Here is a 20,431-nt window from a genome sequence, read left to right as displayed (position 1 = left end):
GGAAGGGGCGGCTAGGCGGTCTGGTGGGCCAGCAGGGCCACGGCGGCGAGCAGCACCACGAGGAGGCCCATCAGGGCCACCGGGCTGAGCCGCGCCCAGGGATTCTCCTGCTGAAGGCGCTCGCGGTTCGCACGGCACACGGGACAGCGCCCTTCGCTGACCGGTGAGGCGCAGTTCGCGCACACCAGGCGGTCGTAGGTCATGCGCTCTCCTCCTCCCGCCGCTGCGGGGCTACCGGGGCAGCGTTCTCATCGAATAACGCCCGGGGACACACAACCGTTCCCCTTCTACTGTGCCAGCTTCCCCGGATTCGGGCACAGTCCCCCTCCCCGTCCCGCGGACCTCCGCCGCGCCCCGCACCGGGCCCCCGGGGAACGCCGAGGTGCCCCCCGGGGAACACCGCGGGGGCCGCCCGGCCCGCCCCCGCGGCCCCCCCGCCCGGCCCCTCCCGCGGCCGCGGCGTGCGCGCCGCCGTGTACCACCGGCGCCGCTCCCCGGCGGGCGCGACAAATGGGGCAAGGGGCGCGCAACCCATGCCGTCGACTGCGCTCCGACACCGGGTTCGCGTATGGTCACGCTCACCTACCCCCGGCGACTCGTGGTGTTCCCGTGATCCGATTCGACAACGTCTCCAAGGTCTACCCCAAGCAGGCCCGCCCCGCCCTGCGGGACGTCTCCCTCGAAGTGGAGCGCGGCGAGTTCGTGTTCCTCGTCGGGTCCTCCGGCTCGGGCAAGTCCACCTTCCTGCGGCTCGTGCTGCGTGAGGAGCGCACCAGCCACGGCCAGGTCCACGTACTCGGCAAGGACCTCGCCCGGCTGTCCAACTGGAAGGTCCCGCAGATGCGGCGGCAGCTCGGCACCGTCTTCCAGGACTTCAGGCTGCTGCCCAACAAGACGGTCGCCGAGAACGTCGCCTTCGCCCAGGAAGTGATCGGCAAGTCCCGCGGCGAGATCCGCAAGTCCGTTCCCCAGGTGCTCGACCTCGTCGGCCTCGGCGGCAAGGACGACCGGATGCCGGGCGAGCTGTCCGGCGGTGAGCAGCAACGCGTCGCCATCGCCCGCGCCTTCGTCAACCGCCCCAAGCTGCTGATCGCCGACGAGCCCACCGGCAACCTCGACCCGCAGACATCGGTCGGCATCATGAAGCTCCTCGACCGCATCAACAGGACCGGCACCACCGTGGTCATGGCGACCCACGACCAGAACATCGTGGACCAGATGCGCAAGCGCGTCATCGAGCTGGAGAAGGGCAGGCTCGTGCGCGACCAGGTCCGCGGCGTCTACGGCTACCAGCACTGACGACGCCCCGTGCCGCGCGCCACGCCCGCGCGGCACGCCGCGGCCCACGCGCCGCCCCCAGGGGCACAGGAACCCGCCGCCCCGCGATCGATGTGACCCACGGAAAGGTCTGAGAAGCCGCCATGCGCGCCCAGTTCGTCCTGTCGGAGATCGGCGTCGGTCTCCGCCGCAATCTCACGATGACCTTCGCGGTCGTCGTCTCCGTGGCCCTCTCGCTGGCCCTGTTCGGCGGCTCCCTGCTGATGCGCGACCAGGTCAGCACCATGAAGGGCTACTGGTACGACAAGGTCAACGTCTCGATCTACCTCTGCAACAAGAGCGACGCCGAGTCCGACCCGCACTGCTCCAAGGGCGCCGTCACGGAGGAGGAGAAGGCCGACATCCTCGGGGACCTCAAGAAGATGCCGGTCGTCGAGAAGGTCATCCACGAGTCGACCGACGAGGCGTACAAGCACTACAAGGAGCAGTTCGGCGACTCCCCGCTGGCCAACTCCCTCACCCCCGACCAGATGCAGGAGTCGTTCCGCGTCAAGCTGAAGGACCCGGAGAAGTACCAGGTCGTGGCGACGGCGTTCAACGGCCGCGACGGCGTCCAGTCGGTGCAGGACCAGCGCGACACGCTGAACAACATCTTCGAACTGCTCAACGGCATGAACTGGGCGGCGATCGTCGTCATGGCGCTGATGCTGGTGGTCGCCGTGATGCTGATCGTGAACACGGTACGGGTGTCCGCGTTCAGCAGGCGCCGCGAGACCGGGATCATGCGGCTCGTCGGCGCGTCCAACTTCTACATCCAGATGCCGTTCATCATGGAGGCCGCGGTGGCCGGCCTCATCGGCGGCTTCCTCGCCTGCGGCATGCTCGTCGTCGGCCGCTACTTCCTCATCGACCACGGCCTCGCGCTCTCCCAGAAGCTGGCACTGATCAACTTCGTGGGCTGGGACGCGGTCCTGTCCAAGCTGCCGCTCGTGCTCGCCATCGGCCTGCTGATGCCCGCCGTTTCCGCGTTCATCGCATTGCGCAAGTATCTGAAGGTGTGATCGCAAGGGTCCGTAGGTGTGATGTAGGCCCATGTCTGGGGATGTCCCAACGGACCGTGGCCGGTCCGCCGTTGTCCTAGACTCACCGTCATGTCCGGCTCCGACCCGCTCCCCAGACCCCGCCGCGTCCGCCGCGGCGCCGCGCTGACGCTGGTGTTCGCCGGGGTGCTCGTGACCGGCGCGGCCACCGGCTCCTTCGAGGGGCCGACGGAGCGCGGCCGTACGCCCGTGGGTCGGCACGGCGAGGACGAGGTCGTCCAGGCCGCCACCCGGGCGCTCGCCAAGGGCACGTCGGCCGCGGACGCGGCCCGCCGCGCCGTCAGCCGCAGCGGCGACCGCTGGGGCGCCGTCTACTCCGAGGGCGACTACGCCGCGTACGAGCAGTCCCTGGACGGCGAGTACACCGGCGTCGGCCTCTGGGTCAGGCGCGACGAGCGGGGCCGCACCGAGATCGTCCGCGTCCAGCCGGGCGCCCCCGCCGACCGCGCCGGAATCCGCGCGGGGGACCTGCTCACCGACATCGACGGCCGACGGCTCACCGGGCTCCCGGTGACCGAGGTCGTGGCCCGCCTGCGCGGCGACGACGCGCGCGGCGGGGACGCCGCCGACACCGCGGTCGCCCTCGGGCTGCGGCGCGCCGCGCACGCCTGGCACCGCACCCTGCACCGCGCCACCCTCACCAACCCCTCCGTCAGCGTCACCCGGCTCGGCGACAGCGCGCACGCCACCGTGGTCGTCGAGGTCTCGGCGTTCACCAAGGGCTCGGGACAGCGGGTACGGGACGCGGTACGCGCCGCCCCCGCGGGCGCCGGGATACTGCTCGACCTGCGGGGGAACTCCGGCGGGCTGGTCACCGAGGCCACCGAGGCCGCCTCCGCGTTCCTCGACGGCGGCCTCGTCGCCACCTACGACATCAAGGGCGTCCAGCACGCCCTGCACGCGAAGCCCGGCGGCGACACCACGAGGCCCCTGGTCACCCTGGTCGACGGCGGCACGATGAGCGCGGCGGAACTGCTCACGGGCGCCCTCCAGGACCGCGGGCGCGCGGTCGTCGTCGGCGCCAGGACCTTCGGCAAGGGCTCCGTGCAGATGCCGAGCCCGCTGCCCGACGGCTCCGTGGCCGAACTCACCGTCGGCCACTACCGCACCCCCTCGGGGCGGACCCTCGACGGCCGGGGCATCACCCCCGACCTGGAGGCCACCGACCACGCCCGCACCCAGGCCCAGACGGTCCTCAGCGGCCTGTGACGCCCCCGGGCCCGCCAGGAGACCACCGCCTCCCGCCGACGGCCCCTCGGGCGCCCTCGATATAAAACCGGAGGCGAACGAGTAGAAGTGAGAAAATGGCGGGACTATGGCTAAGGAAAAAGGGCGCAAGCTGATCGCGCAGAACAAGAAGGCGCGGCACGACTACCACATCCTGGACACCTACGAGGCCGGTCTCGTCCTCACCGGTACCGAGGTGAAGTCGCTGCGCCAGGGGCGGGCGTCCCTCGCCGACGGGTTCGTACAGCTCGACGGCGGCGAGGCATGGCTGCACAACGTGCACGTCCCCGAGTACAGCCAGGGCACCTGGACCAACCACAGCGCCCGCCGCAGGCGCAAACTGCTGCTGCACCGCCTGGAGATCGAGAAGCTCGACGCCAAGTCCCAGGAGACCGGGCACACGGTGGTGCCGCTGGCCCTGTACTTCAGGGACGGCCGGGCCAAGGTGGAGATCGCGCTGGCCAAGGGCAAGAAGGAGTACGACAAGCGGCAGGCGCTGCGGGAGCGGCAGGACCGCAGGGAGGCGGAGCGCGCCATGTCCGCGGTCCGCCGCCGCGAACGCGCCTCCCGCTGACCCCCCGCGCCCCCCTTCACTACCGCGCGCCCCGCCCGGCCACTGGGGAGGGGGGCCGTCGCGAGGCGCGCGGGGTATCGTGAAGGTACGTCACGCTGCGTAGTCATACGTGGTCGGCGGTGCCGTATCGCGCGCAAACACGCGGGTGGAGTCCTGGGCCCGGGCCACCTGGGACTCGGGCCGCCAGGAACTCGGGTCGCCAGGGACTCGGGTCGCCAGGGACTCGGGGCCCCGCCCGGGGCTCGGGCTCGCCCGGACCGGGGGCTGCCCGCGGCCCGGGGCCGCCCACGACGCGTGCCGTCCGCGACTCGGGTCACCGTCTCGCGGTGGGGAGGGGTGGGGAGGGGTGGGGGGAGGGGGCCCCACAAGAGGGCCCCAGGGAAGGATCAGGGCACCACGAGAATCTTGCGCCCCACCCCCTGCGCGAAGCGGTCGAGCGCCGTCGGGTAGTCGGCCAGCGGCAGCCGGTCGCTGATGAACACGTCCGGGTCGAGCACCCCGCCGGCGAACAGCTCGGCCGCCCGCTCGTAGCTGTGCAGCACCGCCATCGAGCCGGTGATGGTGATCTCCTGGTTGTAGATGCGGTACGGGTCGATGGTGACCCGGGTCGCGTAGTCGGCGACGCCGAACTGGAGGAAGGTGCCCGCCTTCGCCACCCGGCCGAGGCCGTCCTGGATGGCGGCGGCGTTGCCGGTCGCGTCCACCACGACGTCCCAGCCGCCGGGGCGCTCCAACTCGTCCGCGCTGACCGCGCAGCCGGACGCGCCCAGCTTCCGCGCGGTGGCGAGCCGTTCCGGGTTGAGGTCCACCACGTCGGCGCAGGCGGCGCCGGTCCGCTTGGCCAGCTCCAGCATCATCAGCCCCATGGTGCCGGAGCCGTAGATCAGGACATGGGCGCCGAGCGAGGTGCGCAGCACGTCGTAGCCGCGCACCGCGCAGGACAGCGGCTCCACCAGCGCCGCGTCCTCCGTGCGCACATGCTCGGGCAGCTTGACGCAGTTGGCGACGGGTGCCACCGCGTACTGGGCGGCGCCCCCCGCGCGGGTCACGCCGATCGCGGCCCAGCGCTCGCACAGGTTGTTGTGCCCCGTGCGGCAGTAGCGGCACTCGTGGCAGTACAGCGAGGGGTCGACGGCGACCTGGTCGCCGACCGCGACCTCGGTGACGTCGCGGCCGGTCTCCACGACCTCGCCGGCGAACTCGTGCCCGGGGGTGACCGGCAGCGTCGGCGCGAACTCGCCCTTCAGGATGTGCAGATCGGTGCCGCAGAGCCCGCAGGCGGCGACGGCGACGACCACGTCGCGAGGGCCCGGCTTCGGGTCCGGGACCTCGGTGACGACCGCCCGGTCCACGGACTCGATGACGGCAGCCTTCATTTCACGGCTCCAAGCGACAGGCCCTGGACGAGTTTGTCCTGGGCGGCGAACCCCGCCGCGAGTACCGGCAGGGAGACGGCGAACGACGCGGCGCACACCTTGGCGAGGAAAAGGCCCTGGCTGGTGATGAAGCCGGTCAGGAAGACGGGCGCGGTCTGCGCCACGACCCCGGTCAGCACCCGGGCGAAGAGGAGTTCGTTCCAACTGAAGATGAAGCAGATCAGAGAGGTGGCGGCGATCCCCGGCAGCGCGATCGGCGCCACCACGCGCGTCAGCACCGTGGGCAGCCGCGCCCCGTCCATCTGCGCGGCCTCGATCACCGCGACCGGGACCTCGGCGAGGAACGACTGCATCATCCACACCGCGATCGGCAGGTTCATCGAGGTGTAGAGGATGACGAGCAGCCAGATGTTGTCGAGCATGTCGACGTTCTTGGCGAACAGGTAGATCGGCAGCAGCCCCGCGACGACCGGCAGCATCTTCGTGGACAGGAAGAAGAACAGCACGTCCGTCCACTTGCGCACCCGCCGGATGGACAGCGCGTACGCGGCGGGCAGCGCGAGCACCAGCACACAGAGCGTGGAGCCGATCGACGCCACGGCCGAGTTGGCGAACGCGGGCCAGGGGCTGGCGCCGCCGCCCACGCCGAAGAAGTCCCGGTAGCCGTCCAGGGTCAGCGAGACCGCGATCGACGGCGGGTTGGTCGCCGCGTCGGGCTCCGAGTGGAACGACGTCAGCACCATCCAGGCGATGGGGATGAAGAAGATGATGCCGATGAGCCAGGCGGCGAGGCCGAGCACGGCGCCTTTGCGCCTGCGGGCCCGCTCGGGGGACCGCCTGGCCACGGGCAGGGGGGAGACAGCGGTGGTCATGCGCGAGACGCCTCCTCGCGGAAGAGGGAAGAGACGACCCTGAGCGCGAGGGTCGCGATGATGATGGAGCCGATGACCACCAGCACACCGGCCGCCGACGCGAGTCCGTTCTCGTGTGCCTGGTAGAAGCTCTGGTAGACGGTGTACGGGAGGTTGGCGGTGCCGAGGCCGCCGGAGGTGATGGTGAACACCGCGTCGAAGTTCTGCACGATGTAGATCGACCCGAGCAGCGCCCCGAGTTCGAGGTAGCGGCGCAGGTGCGGCAGCGTCATATGGCGGAAGATCTGCCAGGCCCCGGCGCCGTCCACCCGGGCGGCCTCGATGAGCTGGGGGTCGCGGCTCTGGAGCCCCGCCAGCAGGATCAGCATCATGAACGGCGTCCACTGCCAGACCAGCGACACCTCGATCGCGATCAGCGGGTTGTTGGACACCCAGTCGGGCTGGGTCGCGCCGTCCCCGCCGACCCAGTGCAGCAGCCCGTTCAGAAGCCCGTACTCGGGGTTGTAGAGCACGTGCTTCCACAGCAGTGCCGCGGCGACCGGCACCACGAGGAACGGGGCGATCAGCAGGGTGCGCACGGCCGCGCGGCCGCGGAACTTGCGGTCGAGCAGCAGCGCGAGGCCGAGTCCGATGATCAGGCTGACCAGCACCACGACGACCGTCAGGATGATCGTCGTCAGTACCGACTTCCGCAGGTCGGGCTCGGTGAGGACGTCGCCGTAGTTGCTGAAGCCGGTGAACTTGCGGGCGTCGGGGTAGAGGGCGTTCCAGTCGAAGAAGGAGATGACCAGCGTCGCCACGAAGGGGAGCTGCGTCACGATGATCATGAAGACCAGGGCGGGCATCAGCGGCGCCCGCGTGACCCAGCCGCGCAGCTTGCCGGACGGGTTGACCTGGCGTGGCGGTGTGGTGGTCACCGGTGGGGTCGTGGTGGCGGTCATCGTCCCTCGTACTCCTCGGAGATCTGCTCGGCGAGCCGCTGCGACTTGTCCAGGGCCGAGTCGACGGACTGACGTCCCGCGATGGCCGCGCTGATCTCCTGGGAGACCTTGGTACCGAGGTCGGTGAACTCCGGAATGTCGACGAACTGGATACCGGGCGCCGGGCGCGGCTGCACCCCCGGGTCGTTGGGCCTGGCGTTCTCGATCGCGGCGCGGGTGACGTCCTGGAAGGCGGCGGCCTCCTTGCGGTACTGCGGGATCTTGTACGTGGACTCCCGCTTGCCCGCGGGCACGTCGGCCCAGCCGAACTCCTGCCCGACCAGCCGCTCGTAGTCCTTGCCGGAGGCCCAGGAGATGAACTTCCACGCCTTGTCGGTGTTGCGGGACGCCTTCTGGATGCCCCACGCCCAGGTGTAGAGCCAGCCCGCGCTCTTCGTCTTCTCCACGGGCGCGGGCACGTAGCCGACCTTGCCCTTGACGGGCGAGTTGGACGCTTCGAGCGAGCCTGCGGCCGAGGTGGCGTCGTACCACATCGCGCTCTTGCTCTGCGTCATGGTGTTCAGGCACTCGGCGAACCCGGACTGTGCGGCGCCCGACTCGCCGTGCTTGCGCACCAGGTCCACGTAGAACTGGACGGCGTCCTTGAACGGCTTGGCGTTCAGTTGCGCCTTCCACTTGGTGTCGAACCAGGTGCCGCCGAAGGTGTTGACGACGGTCGTCAGCGGCGCGGCCAGCTCGCCCCAGCCGGGCAGTCCGCGCAGGCAGATGCCGCGCATGCCCGGCTTGGCGCCGTCCACCTTGGCCGCCAGGTCCCCGACCTGCTGCCAGGTGGGGTGCGCGGGCATCTTCAGGCCCTTCGCGGCGAAGATGTCCTTGCGGTACATCAGGAACGACGACTCGCCGTAGAACGGCTGCCCGTACGTCTTCTTGTCGTCGCCCTTGAGCGACTGCCGCATCGGGGGCAGTACGTCCGCCTGGTCGTAGGCGGTGTCCTTCCTCGCGTACGAGTCCATCTCGTGCAGCCAGCCGTTCTTGGCGTAGATGGGTATCTCGTAGTTGCTCAGGGTGGCGACGTCGTACTGGCCCGCCTGGTTGGCGAAGTCCTGGCTGATCTTGTCGCGTACGTCGTTCTCGGGCAGCACGGTGAAGTTCACCTTGATGCCGGTGTCCTTGGTGAAGTGCTTGGCGGTGAGCTTCTGCAACTCCACCATCTGGGGGTTGTTGACCATCAGCACGTTGAGGGAGTTGCCGCCGGAACCGGTCCCACCGGCTCCTGTCCAGCAGCCGGAGAGCAGGGGGGCGAGCAGGGCCCCGGCGGCTGCCATGGCGAGCGGAGCGCGCGGCCTGAATCGGCTCGGGGTTCGCATGGGTGCTCCTGGTAGGGCGGTGTGGAGGTGGGCGGGTGGGCGGGGTGGGGAACCGAACGGGACGGGATGGAACGGGGGAGGGGAGGCAGGAGGGGCGGTGGGGGGCGGAGTGGTGCGAGTGCGGGATGTGTGGGCGGGTTGCGTAGGGGCGGGGGATGCGGGACGTGCGGTGGACGGGGTGGGCTCAGACGCGGATGACCTGGGGGCCCTGGAGCGAGTAGCGGTGCGCCTCGGCGGAGGGCAGAAGACCGCTGGTGACGATGGCTTCCAGATCGCCGATCCGGGCGAACCGGCAGAAGCTGACGGCCCCGAACTTGGTGTGCACACCGGTGAACACCGTGCGCCTCGACGCCCTGATGGCCTGCGACTTGACCTCGGCGACGGCCGGGTCCGGGGTGGTCAGGCCGTGTTCGCGGGAGATGCCGTTGGCGCCGATGTAGGCGAGGTCGATCACGAAGCCGGAGAGCATCTGCGTCGTCCAGTGGTCGACGGTCGCGAGGGTCCCGTGCCGCACCCGGCCGCCGAGCAGCAGCACCGTGGTGCTCTCCGTCTCCGCGAGGACGCCCGCGGTCGCGAGCGAGGCGGTGACCACGGTGAGCGGGCGGTCCTTGGGCAGCGCCTGGGCGATCAACTGCGGGGTGAAGCCCTCGTCGATGAAGATCGTCTCGGCGTCCTGAAGGAACTCCACCGCGGCGGCGGCGATCCGGCGCTTCTCGGGCACCTGCATGGTGGTGCGGAACGCGAGCGTGGTCTCGAAGCCGGCGCTCTCCACCGGATAGGCGCCTCCGTGCGTGCGGCGCACCAGCCCGTGGTCCTCCAGGGCGCGCAGGTCGCGGCGTACGGTCTCCTTGGCCACGCCGAGTTCGGCGGCGAGCGCCGTGACCTCGACGGAGCCCGAGCGGCGGGCCGCGTGCACGATGCGCCGCTGGCGCTCCTCCGCGTTCATCTCCACCCGCCTCTCGAAACATCCATGCCCGTTCGGACTCGTGGGGATGTTTCTACCCCCGCCTGCCACGACCGACCAGGGGCACACCCCGCCCGTGTCTGCCCGTGATTGCCCGCTTCCGCTGGCATGGCCCCCTCAAGAACAGCGCACCAGGACCGGGCAGCCGGGACCCCCGGCCCGCTGACCGGGTTCCGGATGCCCGTTTGCTGCCCGCTTCCGTGAGACGGGGTCGGGCGGAGCGCCCGGGGCGGCCCCGGGCGGGCGGCGGACACCGCTTCCGTACGCGCCCGGACGCGGAGGGTGAGGGAGGGGGAGTCCCGGGCCCGCGGAAATACGGTGGCCTCCCCCGGCGTTCTCCCCTTACACTGGGTGGCACGTGGGGCTCCCACGTGCGGATTGACAACACCACATGGGGATGATCGGTTTCGACAGCGGCTGTCGAAGCAGGGGAAGCGAGCCGAGGAAGCGGCCATGATCTCGTTAACCACAGGCCGAAACCAATAATCGCCAATACCAAGCGCGATTCCTTCGCCCTCGCTGCCTAAGTAGCGACTTGCGAAGTGTCAGCCCGGGGCTGTTCCCGACCCGGATCCTGGCATCAGCTAGGGAACTCCACCTCTAGACCCGGTCACGGGGTGTAGAGGGAAAACTCACTGTGACTGAGCCCGTCGGAGACTTGTCCGCGTGATCTCCGGGGCCGAGAAAAGCGCAGCGGACTGCGCTCGGAGAAGCCCTGATTCCGCACCGTTGGACGCGGGTTCGATTCCCGCCATCTCCACCACCCCATGAAGCCCCCGACCTGCGAAGTTTCCAGCAGGCCGGGGGCTTTTCGCAGGTACGCGGGTCTTGAGCCGGCCCGGGGCCGTGTCCCGCGCGGGGCGCTGCCCGTTCAGTGCGGCTGCCCGTTCAGGCAAGCGGAACCGCCCGCGCCGTGCACCCGCGTCTGCCCGCGCTCCCTCGATCGGGTGAACCGCCCGGTCAGGACTGTGCAAACGAGACTGCGGGGGGCTGTCGCGGGTGGCGAACAGCCGGAATGCTGCTGTGACATGAGCAGATCACTGAGACCCAGGGGCGATTCCGCGGCGGCGAAGGCCCGGGGGTACGCGCCGAAGGACCGCAGGGGCAGGGGCAGTCGGCTGGCCCGCGGGCTGCTGGCCGCCGCGGCCGTCGCGACCATGGTGTGGGCGGCGCCCGCCGGTGCGGACTCCGCCGCCGGGGGCCTGCCGGACGCGCTGGACACCCTCCTCGCCGACCCCCGTATGGAGGGCGCCGCCGCGAGCGTCGTCGTCGCCGACGCGGACAGCGGCAAGGTGCTGTACGAGCACCGCGGCGGCGACCGCCTGCTGCCCGCCTCCAACACCAAGCTGCTGACCTCCACCGCAGCCATGGACGTCCTCGGCCCCGGCTACCGCTTCGGCACCGACGTGCTGGCCACCGGCAGGCGGCACGGCGCCACCCTCTCCGGCGACCTCTACCTGCGCGGCACCGGGGACCCCACCCTGCTCGCCGCCGACTACGACAAGCTGGCGGCCAAGGTCGCCGCGGCCGGCGTGCGCCGGGTCACCGGGCGGCTCGTCGCCGACGACACCTTCTTCGACGACCAGCGCCTCGGCCGCTCCTGGGCGGCCGACGACGAGTCCGCGTACTACTCGGCACAGATCTCGGCGCTCAGCGTGGCGCCCGACACCGACTACGACACCGGCACCGTGATCGTCCAGGCAGAGCCGGGCGCGCACCAGGGCGACCGGCCCCATGTCACGCTCACCCCGAAGACCGGCTACGTCCACCTCGACGTGCGCGCCACCACCGGGCCCGCCGACAGCGACGCGGACATCACCGTGGAGCGCGGCCACGGCACCAACGACATCGTCGTCGACGGCAGCGTCCCGGCAGGGGGCGACACCGCCAAGGAGTGGGTCTCCGTCTGGGACCCCACCGGCTACGCCGCCGCCGTCTTCAAGGACGCGCTCGCCGCGCACGGCGTACGGGTCGCGGGGGACACCCGGCTCGGGGCCGCCACCCCGAATGACGCCCGCCCCCTCGCCGGGCACCGCTCCATGACACTGTCCGACCTGCTCATCCCCTTCCTGAAACTGTCCAACAACATGCATGCCGAGATCCTCACCAAGGCCATGGGAGAGAAGACGGCGGGGCGCGGCACCTGGACGGACGGGCTCACCGCGGTCGACACGTATCTGAAGGGCCTCGGCGTGGACACCTCCCGGCTGCGGCAGGTCGACGGCTCCGGTCTCTCCCGGATGGACATGGTGCCCGCCGCCGTGTTCACCCAGGTCCTGACGGCGGCACGGCACGAGCCCTGGTACGACGACTGGTACCGGGGTCTTCCGGTGGCCTGCGACCCCGACCGCTTCACCGGCGGCTCGCTGCGCTCCCGGATGTGCGACACCCCCGCGGCGCTGAACGCACGCGGCAAGACCGGCTCGCTGACCGGGGCCTCCGCCCTGTCCGGCTATGTCACCGACGCGAGCGGCAGGGAACTGGCATACAGCATCCTGTTGAACAACTATCTGGCCGACTCGGTCGAGGACATCGAGGATGCCGTCGTGGTCACGCTGGCCTCGTCCACCCCCGACAAGACCGTCACCGTGAAGCCCACGACCCCGCACACCACCACCCGCGGCGGCGCCCCCGCCACGGCCGGGCCCCGCGGCCTTGAGTGCGACTGGCGCAAGCCCGCCCCCTGCTGACCCCGCCCCCGTCGGCGCGGCGCCCGTAACCGGCACGGCCGCTCGGCCTGTTCGGACTGCCCGGCCCGCCCGAGCCGCTTGTGCCACGGGCCCCGCGCCCGGCCCGGGCCCTTCGGCCCCGGGCGCGCGCACCGGGCCGGTGACCCCGGTGCAGTCGGGGTCACCGGCCCGGCTCTCTCACTCTCTCCATCGAGTGGGGCACGGGCACCGGGGCCCGTGGGCGGCGGACGGCCTGAGTCCGATCCGGCCGCCGTCACCCTTGCAACGTGCGGGGCGCCGCCGTGCGTTCCCCGTCACGCACGGTGATCTGTTCAGCCCGTGCCGCGTGGACCGGTGCTCGCGCGCACCGTCAGCCGCGGCGGCAGCAGCGTCGACACGGGCACCGGCGCCCCGCTGAGCTTCGCCATCAGCAGTTCCACCGCACGCGCCCCGACCTCGGCGGACGGGATCGCCACCGATGTCAGCGGGGTCCTCGCGGCCTCCGCCAGCTTGTCGGGACAGATCGCCACCACCGACAGGTCCCCGGGCACCGAGAGGCCGAGCTGCTCGAAGGCGTCCACCAGCGGTTCGAGCACGGCCTCGTTGTGGACGACGACACCGGTCAGCGCCGGGTGCTCGCGCAGCAGCCGCTCCGCGGTCCGCCGCGCCGCGGCCCCCGACGCCTCGCAGGGGTGGATCGACGAGGCGAGCCCGTGCCGGTCGGCCGCCGCGGTGAAGCCCCGCGCGACCCGCCGCGCGAACCCGGTCTGCCGTACGTACACCTCCGGCGGCGACCCGACCAGGGCCACACAGCGGTGCCCGAGCAGCGCCAACTGCTCCACGCACGCCTCGCCCGCCGCCCGGAAGTCCAGGTCGATGCAGGTCAGCCCGGCCGGCTCGGCGGGGAACCCGATCAGTACCGACGGCAGCGCCAGCGAGCGCAGCAGCGGCAGCCTGGGGTCGTGCAGTTGGACGTCCATCACGATCAGCGCGTCCACCAGCGCGGAGTCCGCCACCCTGCGCAGCCCGTCCTCGCCCTCCTCCTGGGTCAGCAGCAGCACGTCGTGGTCATGGCCCCTGGCGCCGGTCACCACGGACACCGCGAACTGCGTCACCACCGGCACGTGCATGCCCGTACGCAGCGGCACCACCAGCGCCACCACGTTCGACCTGCTGCTGGCCAGGGCGCGCGCCCCGGCGTGCGGGCGGTAGCCCAGCTCGCGGATGCTCGCCTCGATCCGCTGCCTGGTCTCCCGTGAGATCGAGCGCTTGCCGCTGAGGGCGTAGCTGACCGTGCTCGGGGAGACCCCGGCATGCCGCGCCACGTCTGTGATCTTGACCAAGGGAGGCTCCTGGGTGAGTCCCATGTGGGGTCGAATCGTTTCGATTGCAGATGTCGAAACGCTTCGATGCGGGAAGGTAAGGGGGTGACGTGAGCGCGTCAATCCCCGGGGCGCGGTTTCCTCACGGACCGCCGCCGCATCCGTCGTCCCACCGGCCCGACCGGCCTTCGGCCCCCGGTCATCCGATGTGTGTCGCGTCCGCGCCGAAGTGGCTCACATACCGCCGCTGCCAGAAGGTTTCGACCGCGCGAGGGGCGTAGTGGGCCCGTACGTAGGCGACGGCTTCGGAGCGCGGCACGCCGTCGAGGACGGCGATACAGGCGAGCGCGGTCCCGGTGCGGCCCTGCCCGCCACCGCAGGCGATCTCCACCCGCTCGGTCGCCGCGCGTTCCCACGCGTCGCCCAGCGCCGCGGCGGCGTCCGCGCGGTCGGAGGGCAGCCGGAAGTCGGGCCACCGCACCCAACGGGCCTCCCACGCCGTCTCCATGGGCCGCTTCCCCAGCAGATACACGCCATACGTCGGCGCGGCCCCCTCGGGCACCGGCCGTCGCAGCCCCCGCCCCCGCAACCGCCGCCCCGAGGGCAGACACAGCAGGCCGGGGGTGTCGTCGGGCCAGGGGGTCGTCATGGCGGGGAGGTTAACACCGGGTGGGGGCGGGGGCTGCCGCGGCAGTTCGGGGCGGTGCCTGCCGGGTTGCGGCCGGGCGCCGTGCGCGGTCGCGGTCGCGTTGCAGTTGCCGCCGGTAGCGGTGGTCGTCGATCTCCACGGTGGGGTGGGGGACGTGGCGCAGGCGGTGGCCGAGGGCGCGTTCGTCGGTGATGAGCGCGTCGGCCATACGGGAGCGGCCCGGCAGCGTGATCCCGCCCACGACGACTTCGGCGACCCACCGCGCCTGCGCCAGGACGACCGGCGCCCACGCGCCGCGCGGCCTGACGAAACCGACGAAGAACATCCGCTCGTGGCCGGGCATCACGATCCGCCGGAACAGCCGCATCGGCCCCACCATGAGGGGAGCCGCATCGGAGGGCAGGAACGGGAAGTCGGCGACGCGGTCGCCGCCGCACCGCGAGGGGACACCGGCGCCGCCCGCGCAGCCGTCGACACGTCCAGGCCTCTCCCGCCGCAGGCCGCTCGCCACCACCACATGGCTGAAGTGGCGCGCCCGGCCGCCGTCGAGGGTCACGGTGTACCCGGCACCGTCCGGCTCGACCAGACCGACGGTGGTACGGAACCGGATGGGCGGCGTCACTTGCCGGAGGGGCGGCGCCAATTCACCTGGGTACGGCTCCACCCCGCAGAGGTACGGCTCCACTTCACGGAGGCACGGCCCCACTTCAGGGAGGGGAGGCTCGACGTCACGGAGGTGGCCGTAACGTCCCAGGCGCGCGCCGGGTGCCGGAGCGCCGGGACCGCGCTCGTACACCTCGGACGCGACCCCGCGCGCTGCGAGCGCCCGCGCCGCCGCCAGCCCGCTCTCCCCGGCTCCGATCACACACACGCGCCGCGCCATGACGGTGCTCCTCCCGACGGTGCCTCACGCCTCAGGGTGGTCGGGCCCGCTTAAGAGCACCTGTACCGCCACTGAGCCCGCGGTCGGCGGGTGCAGAGGCCGTGGGGGGGGCGGCATGCGCGGGCGCGCGGCTGCTCGCAAGGGCGTGTGGTGCGGAGCCGGGGCGCATAAAGCGCGTGCCGCGCGGGGCGCGCGCTGCTAGCTTGCGCGCGTGGATCTCTTCTCGCGTTCCTGGACGGCACTGCGCACGGCGGTCGCCGAGACCCCCGACGAGGACTTCGGACGGCCCTCGGGGTGTACGGGCTGGCTGGTGCGCGACCTGGCCTGCCATCTGGTCATCGACGCCCAGGACGTACTGATCACCCTCGCGACGCCGATGGACGAGGAACCCACCCGCACCGCGCTGACCTACTGGCAGGTCGCCGCGGAGCCGCCGACAGGCGACGACCCCCTCGACGCGCTCACCGTCCGCCTCGCCGCGGCCTACGAGGACCCGGGGCTGCTCAAGTTCCACCTGGACGACGTGGGTTCGGCCGCGGGCCGCGCCGCCGCGCTCGCCGACCGCGGCCTGCGGGTGGGGACCCAGGACGAGGTGCTGACGGCCGGGGACTACCTTTCCGCGTACGTCCTCGAATGGACGCTGCACCACCTCGACCTGGTCGCCCACCTCCCAGGACGCGCGGGGCCGCCCGCCGAGTGCCTGGCGGAGGCGCGCCGGATGCTGGAGGACATCGCAGGGACACCGCTTCCCGCGGCACTCCCCGACGAGGACGCGCTCCGGCTCGGCACGGGACGCCGTACCCCCGACGGAGCCGGGCGGCCCGAACTGCCCGCGCGCTTCCCGCTGTTCCTGGGGTGAGCCACGGCCCGCCCGCCACCGGCGGGGCGGGCCGGGCCGCTGTCCTGAGTCAGCCTCTGCGCAGGAGCCCGAGGGTGAGCAGGAGCCCCATGTTGTCCGCGGCGCTCCACCACTCGTGGACACGGCCGTCCGTGTGGCGCAGGAGGTAGACGCCCTCGTTGGTGACGGGGGTGCCGGGCGCCGCCGTCGCGCCGGGCAGCCCGCCCCGGTAGGTGCCGGTGTAGGTCCAGGCGCCAGCGATCAGGTCGCCTTGGGCCACGGGCCCGGCCTGGCTGGTGTATTCAAGGCCCGTCATCGCGTGGATGGCGCCGATCATGGCGAGCGCCTTCTCCCGGTCGACGAGGGTGCTCGGGTCCAACTGCTCCGACAGCTTCGGGGAGTGCACCGTCACCCGCTCGGCGAGCAGTTCCGCGCCGAGCGCCGTGTTCCCGCTCCACAGCGCGAGCCAGCCGTCCCAGATCCGCTGGGCCTCGGCGGCCCCCGGCCCCGGGCGTCGTCGCCAGCCGCGCCGCGCCCCCGTGGCGCCGGGCCCGGGTCTCCGTCGGCGCAGATCCCAGGGCCTGCGGGTCACGACTGTCTCGGTCATGGTTCTTCCTCTTCTCGGAACGTCAGTGCACAGGAGCGGTACGGCGCACCGCACCCCACGGGGCGGGGCGGCACCGGCAGCCTCAACCGGGCCCCTCCGCAGGCGCGTTCGCCAGGACGCGGCCGGACCCGAAAAAACCCGAAAGGACCCGGAAGGACCCGGAAGGACACGGAGGGAGGGGACGGGACATGGGATATGAACGCGCTGCCGTGGCGGAAACCCGAACGGGCCCCAGCCCTGGGCTACCCCAGGCGCGGCCCGGTGGCCCCGGCGGACAGGGCGGGCCCCGCGGAACCGTCAAGCGGTGCGGGCCAGCGGACTAACGGCGGCGGGTTCCAGGCGCGGGCCCGGTGTTCGCTCGTGCGAGCGGAGTCCTCGCCCCGCGCGGGCGCCGTGGACCGTGCCGCGCGCGGGCGGGCACAAGCGTGCGCACTCCGCTGTGGCGCGCCCTCGGCCCGGCGCTCGCGCCGACGTGCGCACGCCCTTGCTCCGACGCCCTGGGACATACGGTTCTCCCCTCGACCGTCCGGCCTCCCCTAGGCCGTGTCGTTTGGATCTTCGCGGGGGGTGCGACGCCAGCTACGGCACCTCGCCGCGTTGTCGGAACGTCCACGTACGCCCAGTACGAGGACGATCCTCCGCCTTGCGATGCACCGCATCTGACGCCGCACCCTGGTCCACGAAGATCCAAACGACACGACCTAGACCGGTTCCGGGCGTGCGCCAGCGTGCGGGAGATGGCTTAAGTTCGCCTAGTACGGGGGAGTTTGCGAAGGTCAGCGTCGGGGAATCCCGAATTCCGGCCATGGCGGATACCGTTTCGCCCATGACGAATATCGACCAGTTGCTCGCGGTTTACGATGCCCAACTGCGGCAGAGACCGTCCGCCCCTGCTCCGGGTGTGCGCCATGAACAGGACGGCCCGCTGCTGAGGATCACCGGTCAGCGCCGCGGTTTCGTGGACGCCCCGCGCGACGTGGGCGTACGGGGCGCGGAACTCGACGCGCTGATCGCCCGCCAGACCGCCCACTTCGGCGCGCGCGGCGAGGCGGTGGAGTGGAAGACCCGGGGGCACGACCTGCCGGAGGACCTGCCGGAGCGACTGGCCGCCGCCGGTTTCGTACCGGAGGAGCGCGAGACGGTGCTGATCGGCGAGGTCGAGCGGCTGGCCGCGCACCCCGTGCTGCCGGAGGGCGTGGATCTGCGCGAGGTCGCGTCCGACGCGGACATGCGGCGGATCGCCGCCATGGAGTCGGCGGTGTGGGACGACGACTGGAGCTGGCTCGCCGACGACCTCATCGGGCGCAGGGCCGCCGCCCCCGACGACGTCGTGGTGCTGGTCGCCGAGGCGGGCGGCGAGGTGGTGTGCGCGGCCTGGCTGGAGTTCAGGCCGGGCACCGAATTCGGGCTGCTCTGGGGCGGCTCCACGCTGGCCGAGTGGCGCGGCAGGGGCATCTACCGCGCCCTGGTGTCCGCACGGGCGAACCTCGCCGCGGCGCGCGGCGCCCGCTACCTCCAGGTCGACGCCTCACCCGACAGCGCGCCCATCCTCCGCCGCCTCGGCCTCCACGAGGTGACCACCACGACGCCGTACGTGTGGTCGCCGGGGGGTCAGGTGGCGGCCCAGACGTGACAGTCGCCGCCGCTTTCGGGGGAGATCAGGGCGCCGAGGGAGTAGCGGTGACCTGACGAGTGGCGTACGTACCAGGCATCTCCGGAGGTGGGACGCCAGCCCGCCTCGCTCGCGCCGGCAGACACGAGCCCACCGCTCATGTCATGCCGAGTCGCCTTTTTGAACGAGTTCGTGGTGATGAAGTCTGTTGCGGATGCGCACCGTATGCGAAATTCCATCAGGAGTGGATAGCCCTCGGTCTGGTTGTTGGCCGAGTAGCGGACGTCCCTGGCCTTGCGGGGGAGTGTCACCTGGTGGTCCTTCAAGGCCGTTTCCAGGCTGACGTTTGTGTCGGTGTCCTCGTACTGGTGGGGGAACCGGTCGTCACCGCAGCCGCTCGCCAGCAGGGCCAGACAGCAGACGCCCAGTAGCGCCCGGCCGATCCTCGCGTCACTCATGCGCGCCCGCTCAGCCGATGTGGAAGGTCTCGTGCCCGATGACGTCGTAGTCACGGGCCATCCCGGTGGTGTGCAGATGCGCCAGATCGTTCTGCTTGATGTCGAAGACGCCGGACGTCAGGCTTCCCATCCATCCCTCGGGCCCCAGGTCGTCGCGATGCTTGCCGCCCGCCGGATTGCCCCAGTTGTAGCGCTTGTACACGTCGACGGTCACCTCGCCGGTCAACTTCTCCCCCTCAGCCGTGGTATCGCCGCGGACGCGGTACTGGTAGCCGTTCAGCGTGTGGAACCAGTCCTGCACGTTCTCACGGTCGCCGCCCCCGGGGAGACGGAGTTCGTCGTGCACACTCCCTGACTTCCAGCCGCTGTCGAACTTTCCGGGGCGCAACTCATCCTGGACCGCGGACCGGAACGACTCCAGATCCCCCATCATCTCCGTCGGCCGCACCCGCATCGGTTCCCCGGTGTTGTCCAGCCAGTGCGTCAGGAACTCCGCCGAGCGCTTGTTGCCCGCCAGGGCCATGTACGTGTCGGCGAGCGACCAGGTCTCGCGGAAGACCCACTTGTCGTGCTCGCCCGGCTCCGCGCTCGCCCACGCCGCCCGGTACCTGTCGTCCGACGCCTCCGGAGGGTACTGGAAGGCCGCCGGGTCGATCTCGGCGTCTTTGAGGGAGTCATAGGTCTTGTGTCCCGCGTTGTACGGGTCTCTGCCGTGTACGCGTCCCAGGGCGAAGGCGACGACCTGGTCGAGGGTCTCCGCCTCCAGCAGGCAGGAACTGATCTGGTCGGCGTAGTGCTTGAGGTCCCGCTCGGTGGCGGCGTCCTCGTTCACCGGCTCGCCGGGGGCGGTGCGTGCGGAGACCGTGACCGTGTCGGCCGCCTCGTCCGTCACGACGTACGACCTGTCCTCCGCCTCCGCCACCAGGCCGATCAACTTCTTCTGGATTCTGACCAGTTCGCGATGAGCGTCGTCAAGTAGATGGTGAATACTGTCCGCTTCTGCGGAGAGATCGGCAATTTCCTTGGCGGTCTTGTTCACGAAACCGCGGGTAACCCCCGCGTTCACGCCCTCCCAGCGCGCCGAGTCCGATTTCGCCTTCAGGCCGTTCTCGGCGCTGCCCTTCAACTTCCGTAAGTCGTCCGCCACTTTCTTCCAGTCGGCCACCGCGCTGTCCAGCTTTCCGAGGTCGACCTCCCGGAGGTCGCGGTATCGCAGCGTCATGGGCTCATTCTTCCGTTCCGCCGCGGTCGCCGGAAGGGGCTTCCACGGCGGAACGGAAGACGTCGACCGTCCCCCTGTGCGAACCGTCCGTTCACGCGAGCGAACGCTTCCAGCGATGATCATCGAGGGCGCCGTCCTCCACACCGCCCTCACGGGTCACTCACATGATCTTTCAGTCAGACGGTCGACAGAACCGTCATATACCCATTTCGAGCGAACTGCGGACGTCACGCACCGGGGGCCGTAGGCGGTCCCCGAGGGGTGGCTCCGGGGCGGCGGGACATGGCGGAGAATCGTAATTACGTACTGGCAGGGGTGGGTTATCCGGCCAGGCGCGCCGACCGCCGCGCGCGACGTACCGTCCTGGAGCCCCCGACTCCGCATCGCTGGTGTGGCACACGGTCCTGAAGGATCTGTGGATTATCCCGCGACGCCGTTCCGTAGCGGAGATCGGCGCGGAAGAAGGCCGGGT

At 71.2% G+C, this 20,431-nt stretch carries 19 protein-coding genes and 1 other RNA gene; 8 read left to right on the top strand and 12 right to left on the bottom strand.

Annotated features, from left to right (window positions below; genetic code table 11):
* Positions 1–11: 11 nt before the first annotated feature.
* The gene (locus ACIBIW_RS29155) at positions 12–203 is read right to left on the bottom strand and encodes a hypothetical protein (RefSeq protein ID WP_399340203.1); all 192 of its coding nucleotides are present in this window, start codon (positions 201–203) and stop codon (positions 12–14) included.
* A gap of 406 nt (positions 204–609) precedes the next feature.
* On the opposite strand from ACIBIW_RS29155, the gene ftsE reads away from it, so the two are divergent.
* The 4 genes from ftsE (at position 610) to smpB (ending at position 4,179) form a co-directional block, all read left to right on the top strand.
* Complete coding sequence (ftsE, locus tag ACIBIW_RS29150) at positions 610–1,299, top strand: cell division ATP-binding protein FtsE (protein ID WP_399340201.1); 690 nt, start codon at positions 610–612, stop codon at positions 1,297–1,299.
* Positions 1,300–1,421: 122 nt separating this feature from the next.
* Complete coding sequence (gene ftsX, locus ACIBIW_RS29145) at positions 1,422–2,339, top strand: permease-like cell division protein FtsX (protein WP_399340199.1); 918 nt, start codon at positions 1,422–1,424, stop codon at positions 2,337–2,339.
* A 90-nt stretch (positions 2,340–2,429) separates the two neighbouring features.
* Positions 2,430–3,587 carry a S41 family peptidase gene (locus ACIBIW_RS29140; protein WP_399340197.1) on the top strand — a complete coding sequence of 386 codons (1,158 nt, stop codon included), beginning with the start codon at positions 2,430–2,432 and terminating at the stop codon, positions 3,585–3,587.
* Positions 3,588–3,693: 106 nt separating this feature from the next.
* On the top strand, positions 3,694–4,179 hold the full coding sequence (gene smpB, locus ACIBIW_RS29135) for an SsrA-binding protein SmpB (protein ID WP_399340195.1): 486 nt from the start codon (positions 3,694–3,696) through the stop codon (positions 4,177–4,179).
* Between the two features lie 386 nt (positions 4,180–4,565).
* Here the strand turns inward: smpB and ACIBIW_RS29130 are convergent, their stop codons facing one another.
* The 5 genes from ACIBIW_RS29130 to ACIBIW_RS29110 all read right to left on the bottom strand — a co-directional run bounded on the left by ACIBIW_RS29130 (position 4,566) and on the right by ACIBIW_RS29110 (position 9,681).
* Complete coding sequence (locus ACIBIW_RS29130) at positions 4,566–5,555, bottom strand: zinc-dependent alcohol dehydrogenase family protein (RefSeq protein ID WP_399340194.1); 990 nt, start codon at positions 5,553–5,555, stop codon at positions 4,566–4,568.
* Positions 5,552–6,427 carry a carbohydrate ABC transporter permease gene (locus ACIBIW_RS29125; RefSeq protein ID WP_399340192.1) on the bottom strand — a complete coding sequence of 292 codons (876 nt, stop codon included), beginning with the start codon at positions 6,425–6,427 and terminating at the stop codon, positions 5,552–5,554. The genes ACIBIW_RS29130 and ACIBIW_RS29125 overlap by 4 nt, the downstream gene beginning before the upstream one ends.
* On the bottom strand, positions 6,424–7,368 hold the full coding sequence (locus tag ACIBIW_RS29120) for a carbohydrate ABC transporter permease (protein ID WP_399340190.1): 945 nt from the start codon (positions 7,366–7,368) through the stop codon (positions 6,424–6,426). The genes ACIBIW_RS29125 and ACIBIW_RS29120 overlap by 4 nt, the downstream gene beginning before the upstream one ends.
* Positions 7,365–8,735 carry an ABC transporter substrate-binding protein gene (locus tag ACIBIW_RS29115; protein WP_399340189.1) on the bottom strand — a complete coding sequence of 457 codons (1,371 nt, stop codon included), beginning with the start codon at positions 8,733–8,735 and terminating at the stop codon, positions 7,365–7,367. The genes ACIBIW_RS29120 and ACIBIW_RS29115 overlap by 4 nt, the downstream gene beginning before the upstream one ends.
* 184 nt (positions 8,736–8,919) lie before the next feature.
* Positions 8,920–9,681, bottom strand: coding sequence for a DeoR/GlpR family DNA-binding transcription regulator (locus tag ACIBIW_RS29110; RefSeq protein WP_399340187.1), 762 nt, complete (start codon positions 9,679–9,681; stop codon positions 8,920–8,922).
* Positions 9,682–10,092: 411 nt separating this feature from the next.
* On the opposite strand from ACIBIW_RS29110, the gene ssrA reads away from it, so the two are divergent.
* Positions 10,093–10,462: a transfer-messenger RNA gene (gene ssrA / locus ACIBIW_RS29105) on the top strand.
* A 265-nt stretch (positions 10,463–10,727) separates the two neighbouring features.
* Positions 10,728–12,389, top strand: coding sequence for a D-alanyl-D-alanine carboxypeptidase/D-alanyl-D-alanine-endopeptidase (gene dacB, locus ACIBIW_RS29100; RefSeq protein ID WP_399340185.1), 1,662 nt, complete (start codon positions 10,728–10,730; stop codon positions 12,387–12,389).
* A 311-nt stretch (positions 12,390–12,700) separates the two neighbouring features.
* Here dacB and ACIBIW_RS29095 read toward each other — a convergent pair whose 3' ends face one another.
* The 3 genes from ACIBIW_RS29095 to ACIBIW_RS29085 all read right to left on the bottom strand — a co-directional run bounded on the left by ACIBIW_RS29095 (position 12,701) and on the right by ACIBIW_RS29085 (position 14,961).
* The gene (locus tag ACIBIW_RS29095) at positions 12,701–13,711 is read right to left on the bottom strand and encodes a LacI family DNA-binding transcriptional regulator (protein ID WP_399340183.1); all 1,011 of its coding nucleotides are present in this window, start codon (positions 13,709–13,711) and stop codon (positions 12,701–12,703) included.
* Between the two features lie 178 nt (positions 13,712–13,889).
* Complete coding sequence (locus ACIBIW_RS29090; protein WP_399340181.1) at positions 13,890–14,339, bottom strand: protein phosphatase; 450 nt, start codon at positions 14,337–14,339, stop codon at positions 13,890–13,892.
* A gap of 10 nt (positions 14,340–14,349) precedes the next feature.
* Positions 14,350–14,961, bottom strand: a complete 612-nt coding sequence (locus ACIBIW_RS29085) for a hypothetical protein (protein WP_399340179.1) — start codon at positions 14,959–14,961, stop codon at positions 14,350–14,352.
* Between the two features lie 472 nt (positions 14,962–15,433).
* On the opposite strand from ACIBIW_RS29085, the gene ACIBIW_RS29080 reads away from it, so the two are divergent.
* Positions 15,434–16,081 carry a maleylpyruvate isomerase N-terminal domain-containing protein gene (locus ACIBIW_RS29080; RefSeq protein ID WP_399340177.1) on the top strand — a complete coding sequence of 216 codons (648 nt, stop codon included), beginning with the start codon at positions 15,434–15,436 and terminating at the stop codon, positions 16,079–16,081.
* Positions 16,082–16,130: 49 nt separating this feature from the next.
* Here ACIBIW_RS29080 and ACIBIW_RS29075 read toward each other — a convergent pair whose 3' ends face one another.
* Entirely contained in the window at positions 16,131–16,667 is a 537-nt protein-coding gene (locus ACIBIW_RS29075; RefSeq protein WP_399340175.1) for an ester cyclase, read from the bottom strand.
* Positions 16,668–17,493: 826 nt separating this feature from the next.
* Between ACIBIW_RS29075 and ACIBIW_RS29070 the strand changes: the two genes are divergently transcribed.
* Entirely contained in the window at positions 17,494–18,300 is an 807-nt protein-coding gene (locus ACIBIW_RS29070) for a GNAT family N-acetyltransferase (RefSeq protein ID WP_399340174.1), read from the top strand.
* On the opposite strand, the gene ACIBIW_RS29065 is transcribed toward ACIBIW_RS29070, so the two are convergent.
* Together ACIBIW_RS29065 and ACIBIW_RS29060 are read right to left on the bottom strand one after the other, a co-directional pair.
* Positions 18,279–18,737: a hypothetical protein gene (locus ACIBIW_RS29065; RefSeq protein ID WP_399340172.1), complete on the bottom strand. Its 459-nt coding sequence runs from the start codon at positions 18,735–18,737 to the stop codon at positions 18,279–18,281. The two genes, ACIBIW_RS29070 and ACIBIW_RS29065, sit on opposite strands and share 22 nt — an antisense overlap.
* A 10-nt stretch (positions 18,738–18,747) precedes the next feature.
* Positions 18,748–19,959 carry a hypothetical protein gene (locus ACIBIW_RS29060; RefSeq protein WP_399340171.1) on the bottom strand — a complete coding sequence of 404 codons (1,212 nt, stop codon included), beginning with the start codon at positions 19,957–19,959 and terminating at the stop codon, positions 18,748–18,750.
* Positions 19,960–20,431: the final 472 nt, after the last annotated feature.

This window comes from Streptomyces sp. NPDC050560 (assembly GCF_044457285.1).
Classification (GTDB): Bacteria; Actinomycetota; Actinomycetes; order Streptomycetales; family Streptomycetaceae; genus Streptomyces.
This window is presented reverse-complemented; position numbering and strand designations above follow the sequence as displayed.

Coding starts and splice junctions, on each gene's coding strand:
- ACIBIW_RS29155 (WP_399340203.1), bottom strand. CDS start 203: ATGACCTACGACCGCCTGGTGTGCGCGAACTGCGCCTCACCGGTCAGC.
- ftsX (WP_399340199.1), top strand. CDS start 1,422: ATGCGCGCCCAGTTCGTCCTGTCGGAGATCGGCGTCGGTCTCCGCCGC.
- ACIBIW_RS29140 (WP_399340197.1), top strand. CDS start 2,430: ATGTCCGGCTCCGACCCGCTCCCCAGACCCCGCCGCGTCCGCCGCGGC.
- smpB (WP_399340195.1), top strand. CDS start 3,694: ATGGCTAAGGAAAAAGGGCGCAAGCTGATCGCGCAGAACAAGAAGGCG.
- ACIBIW_RS29130 (WP_399340194.1), bottom strand. CDS start 5,555: ATGAAGGCTGCCGTCATCGAGTCCGTGGACCGGGCGGTCGTCACCGAG.
- ACIBIW_RS29125 (WP_399340192.1), bottom strand. CDS start 6,427: ATGACCACCGCTGTCTCCCCCCTGCCCGTGGCCAGGCGGTCCCCCGAG.
- ACIBIW_RS29120 (WP_399340190.1), bottom strand. CDS start 7,368: ATGACCGCCACCACGACCCCACCGGTGACCACCACACCGCCACGCCAG.
- ACIBIW_RS29115 (WP_399340189.1), bottom strand. CDS start 8,735: ATGCGAACCCCGAGCCGATTCAGGCCGCGCGCTCCGCTCGCCATGGCA.
- ACIBIW_RS29110 (WP_399340187.1), bottom strand. CDS start 9,681: ATGAACGCGGAGGAGCGCCAGCGGCGCATCGTGCACGCGGCCCGCCGC.
- dacB (WP_399340185.1), top strand. CDS start 10,728: ATGAGCAGATCACTGAGACCCAGGGGCGATTCCGCGGCGGCGAAGGCC.
- ACIBIW_RS29090 (WP_399340181.1), bottom strand. CDS start 14,339: ATGACGACCCCCTGGCCCGACGACACCCCCGGCCTGCTGTGTCTGCCC.
- ACIBIW_RS29075 (WP_399340175.1), bottom strand. CDS start 16,667: ATGACCGAGACAGTCGTGACCCGCAGGCCCTGGGATCTGCGCCGACGG.
- ACIBIW_RS29070 (WP_399340174.1), top strand. CDS start 17,494: ATGACGAATATCGACCAGTTGCTCGCGGTTTACGATGCCCAACTGCGG.
- ACIBIW_RS29065 (WP_399340172.1), bottom strand. CDS start 18,737: ATGAGTGACGCGAGGATCGGCCGGGCGCTACTGGGCGTCTGCTGTCTG.
- ACIBIW_RS29060 (WP_399340171.1), bottom strand. CDS start 19,959: ATGACGCTGCGATACCGCGACCTCCGGGAGGTCGACCTCGGAAAGCTG.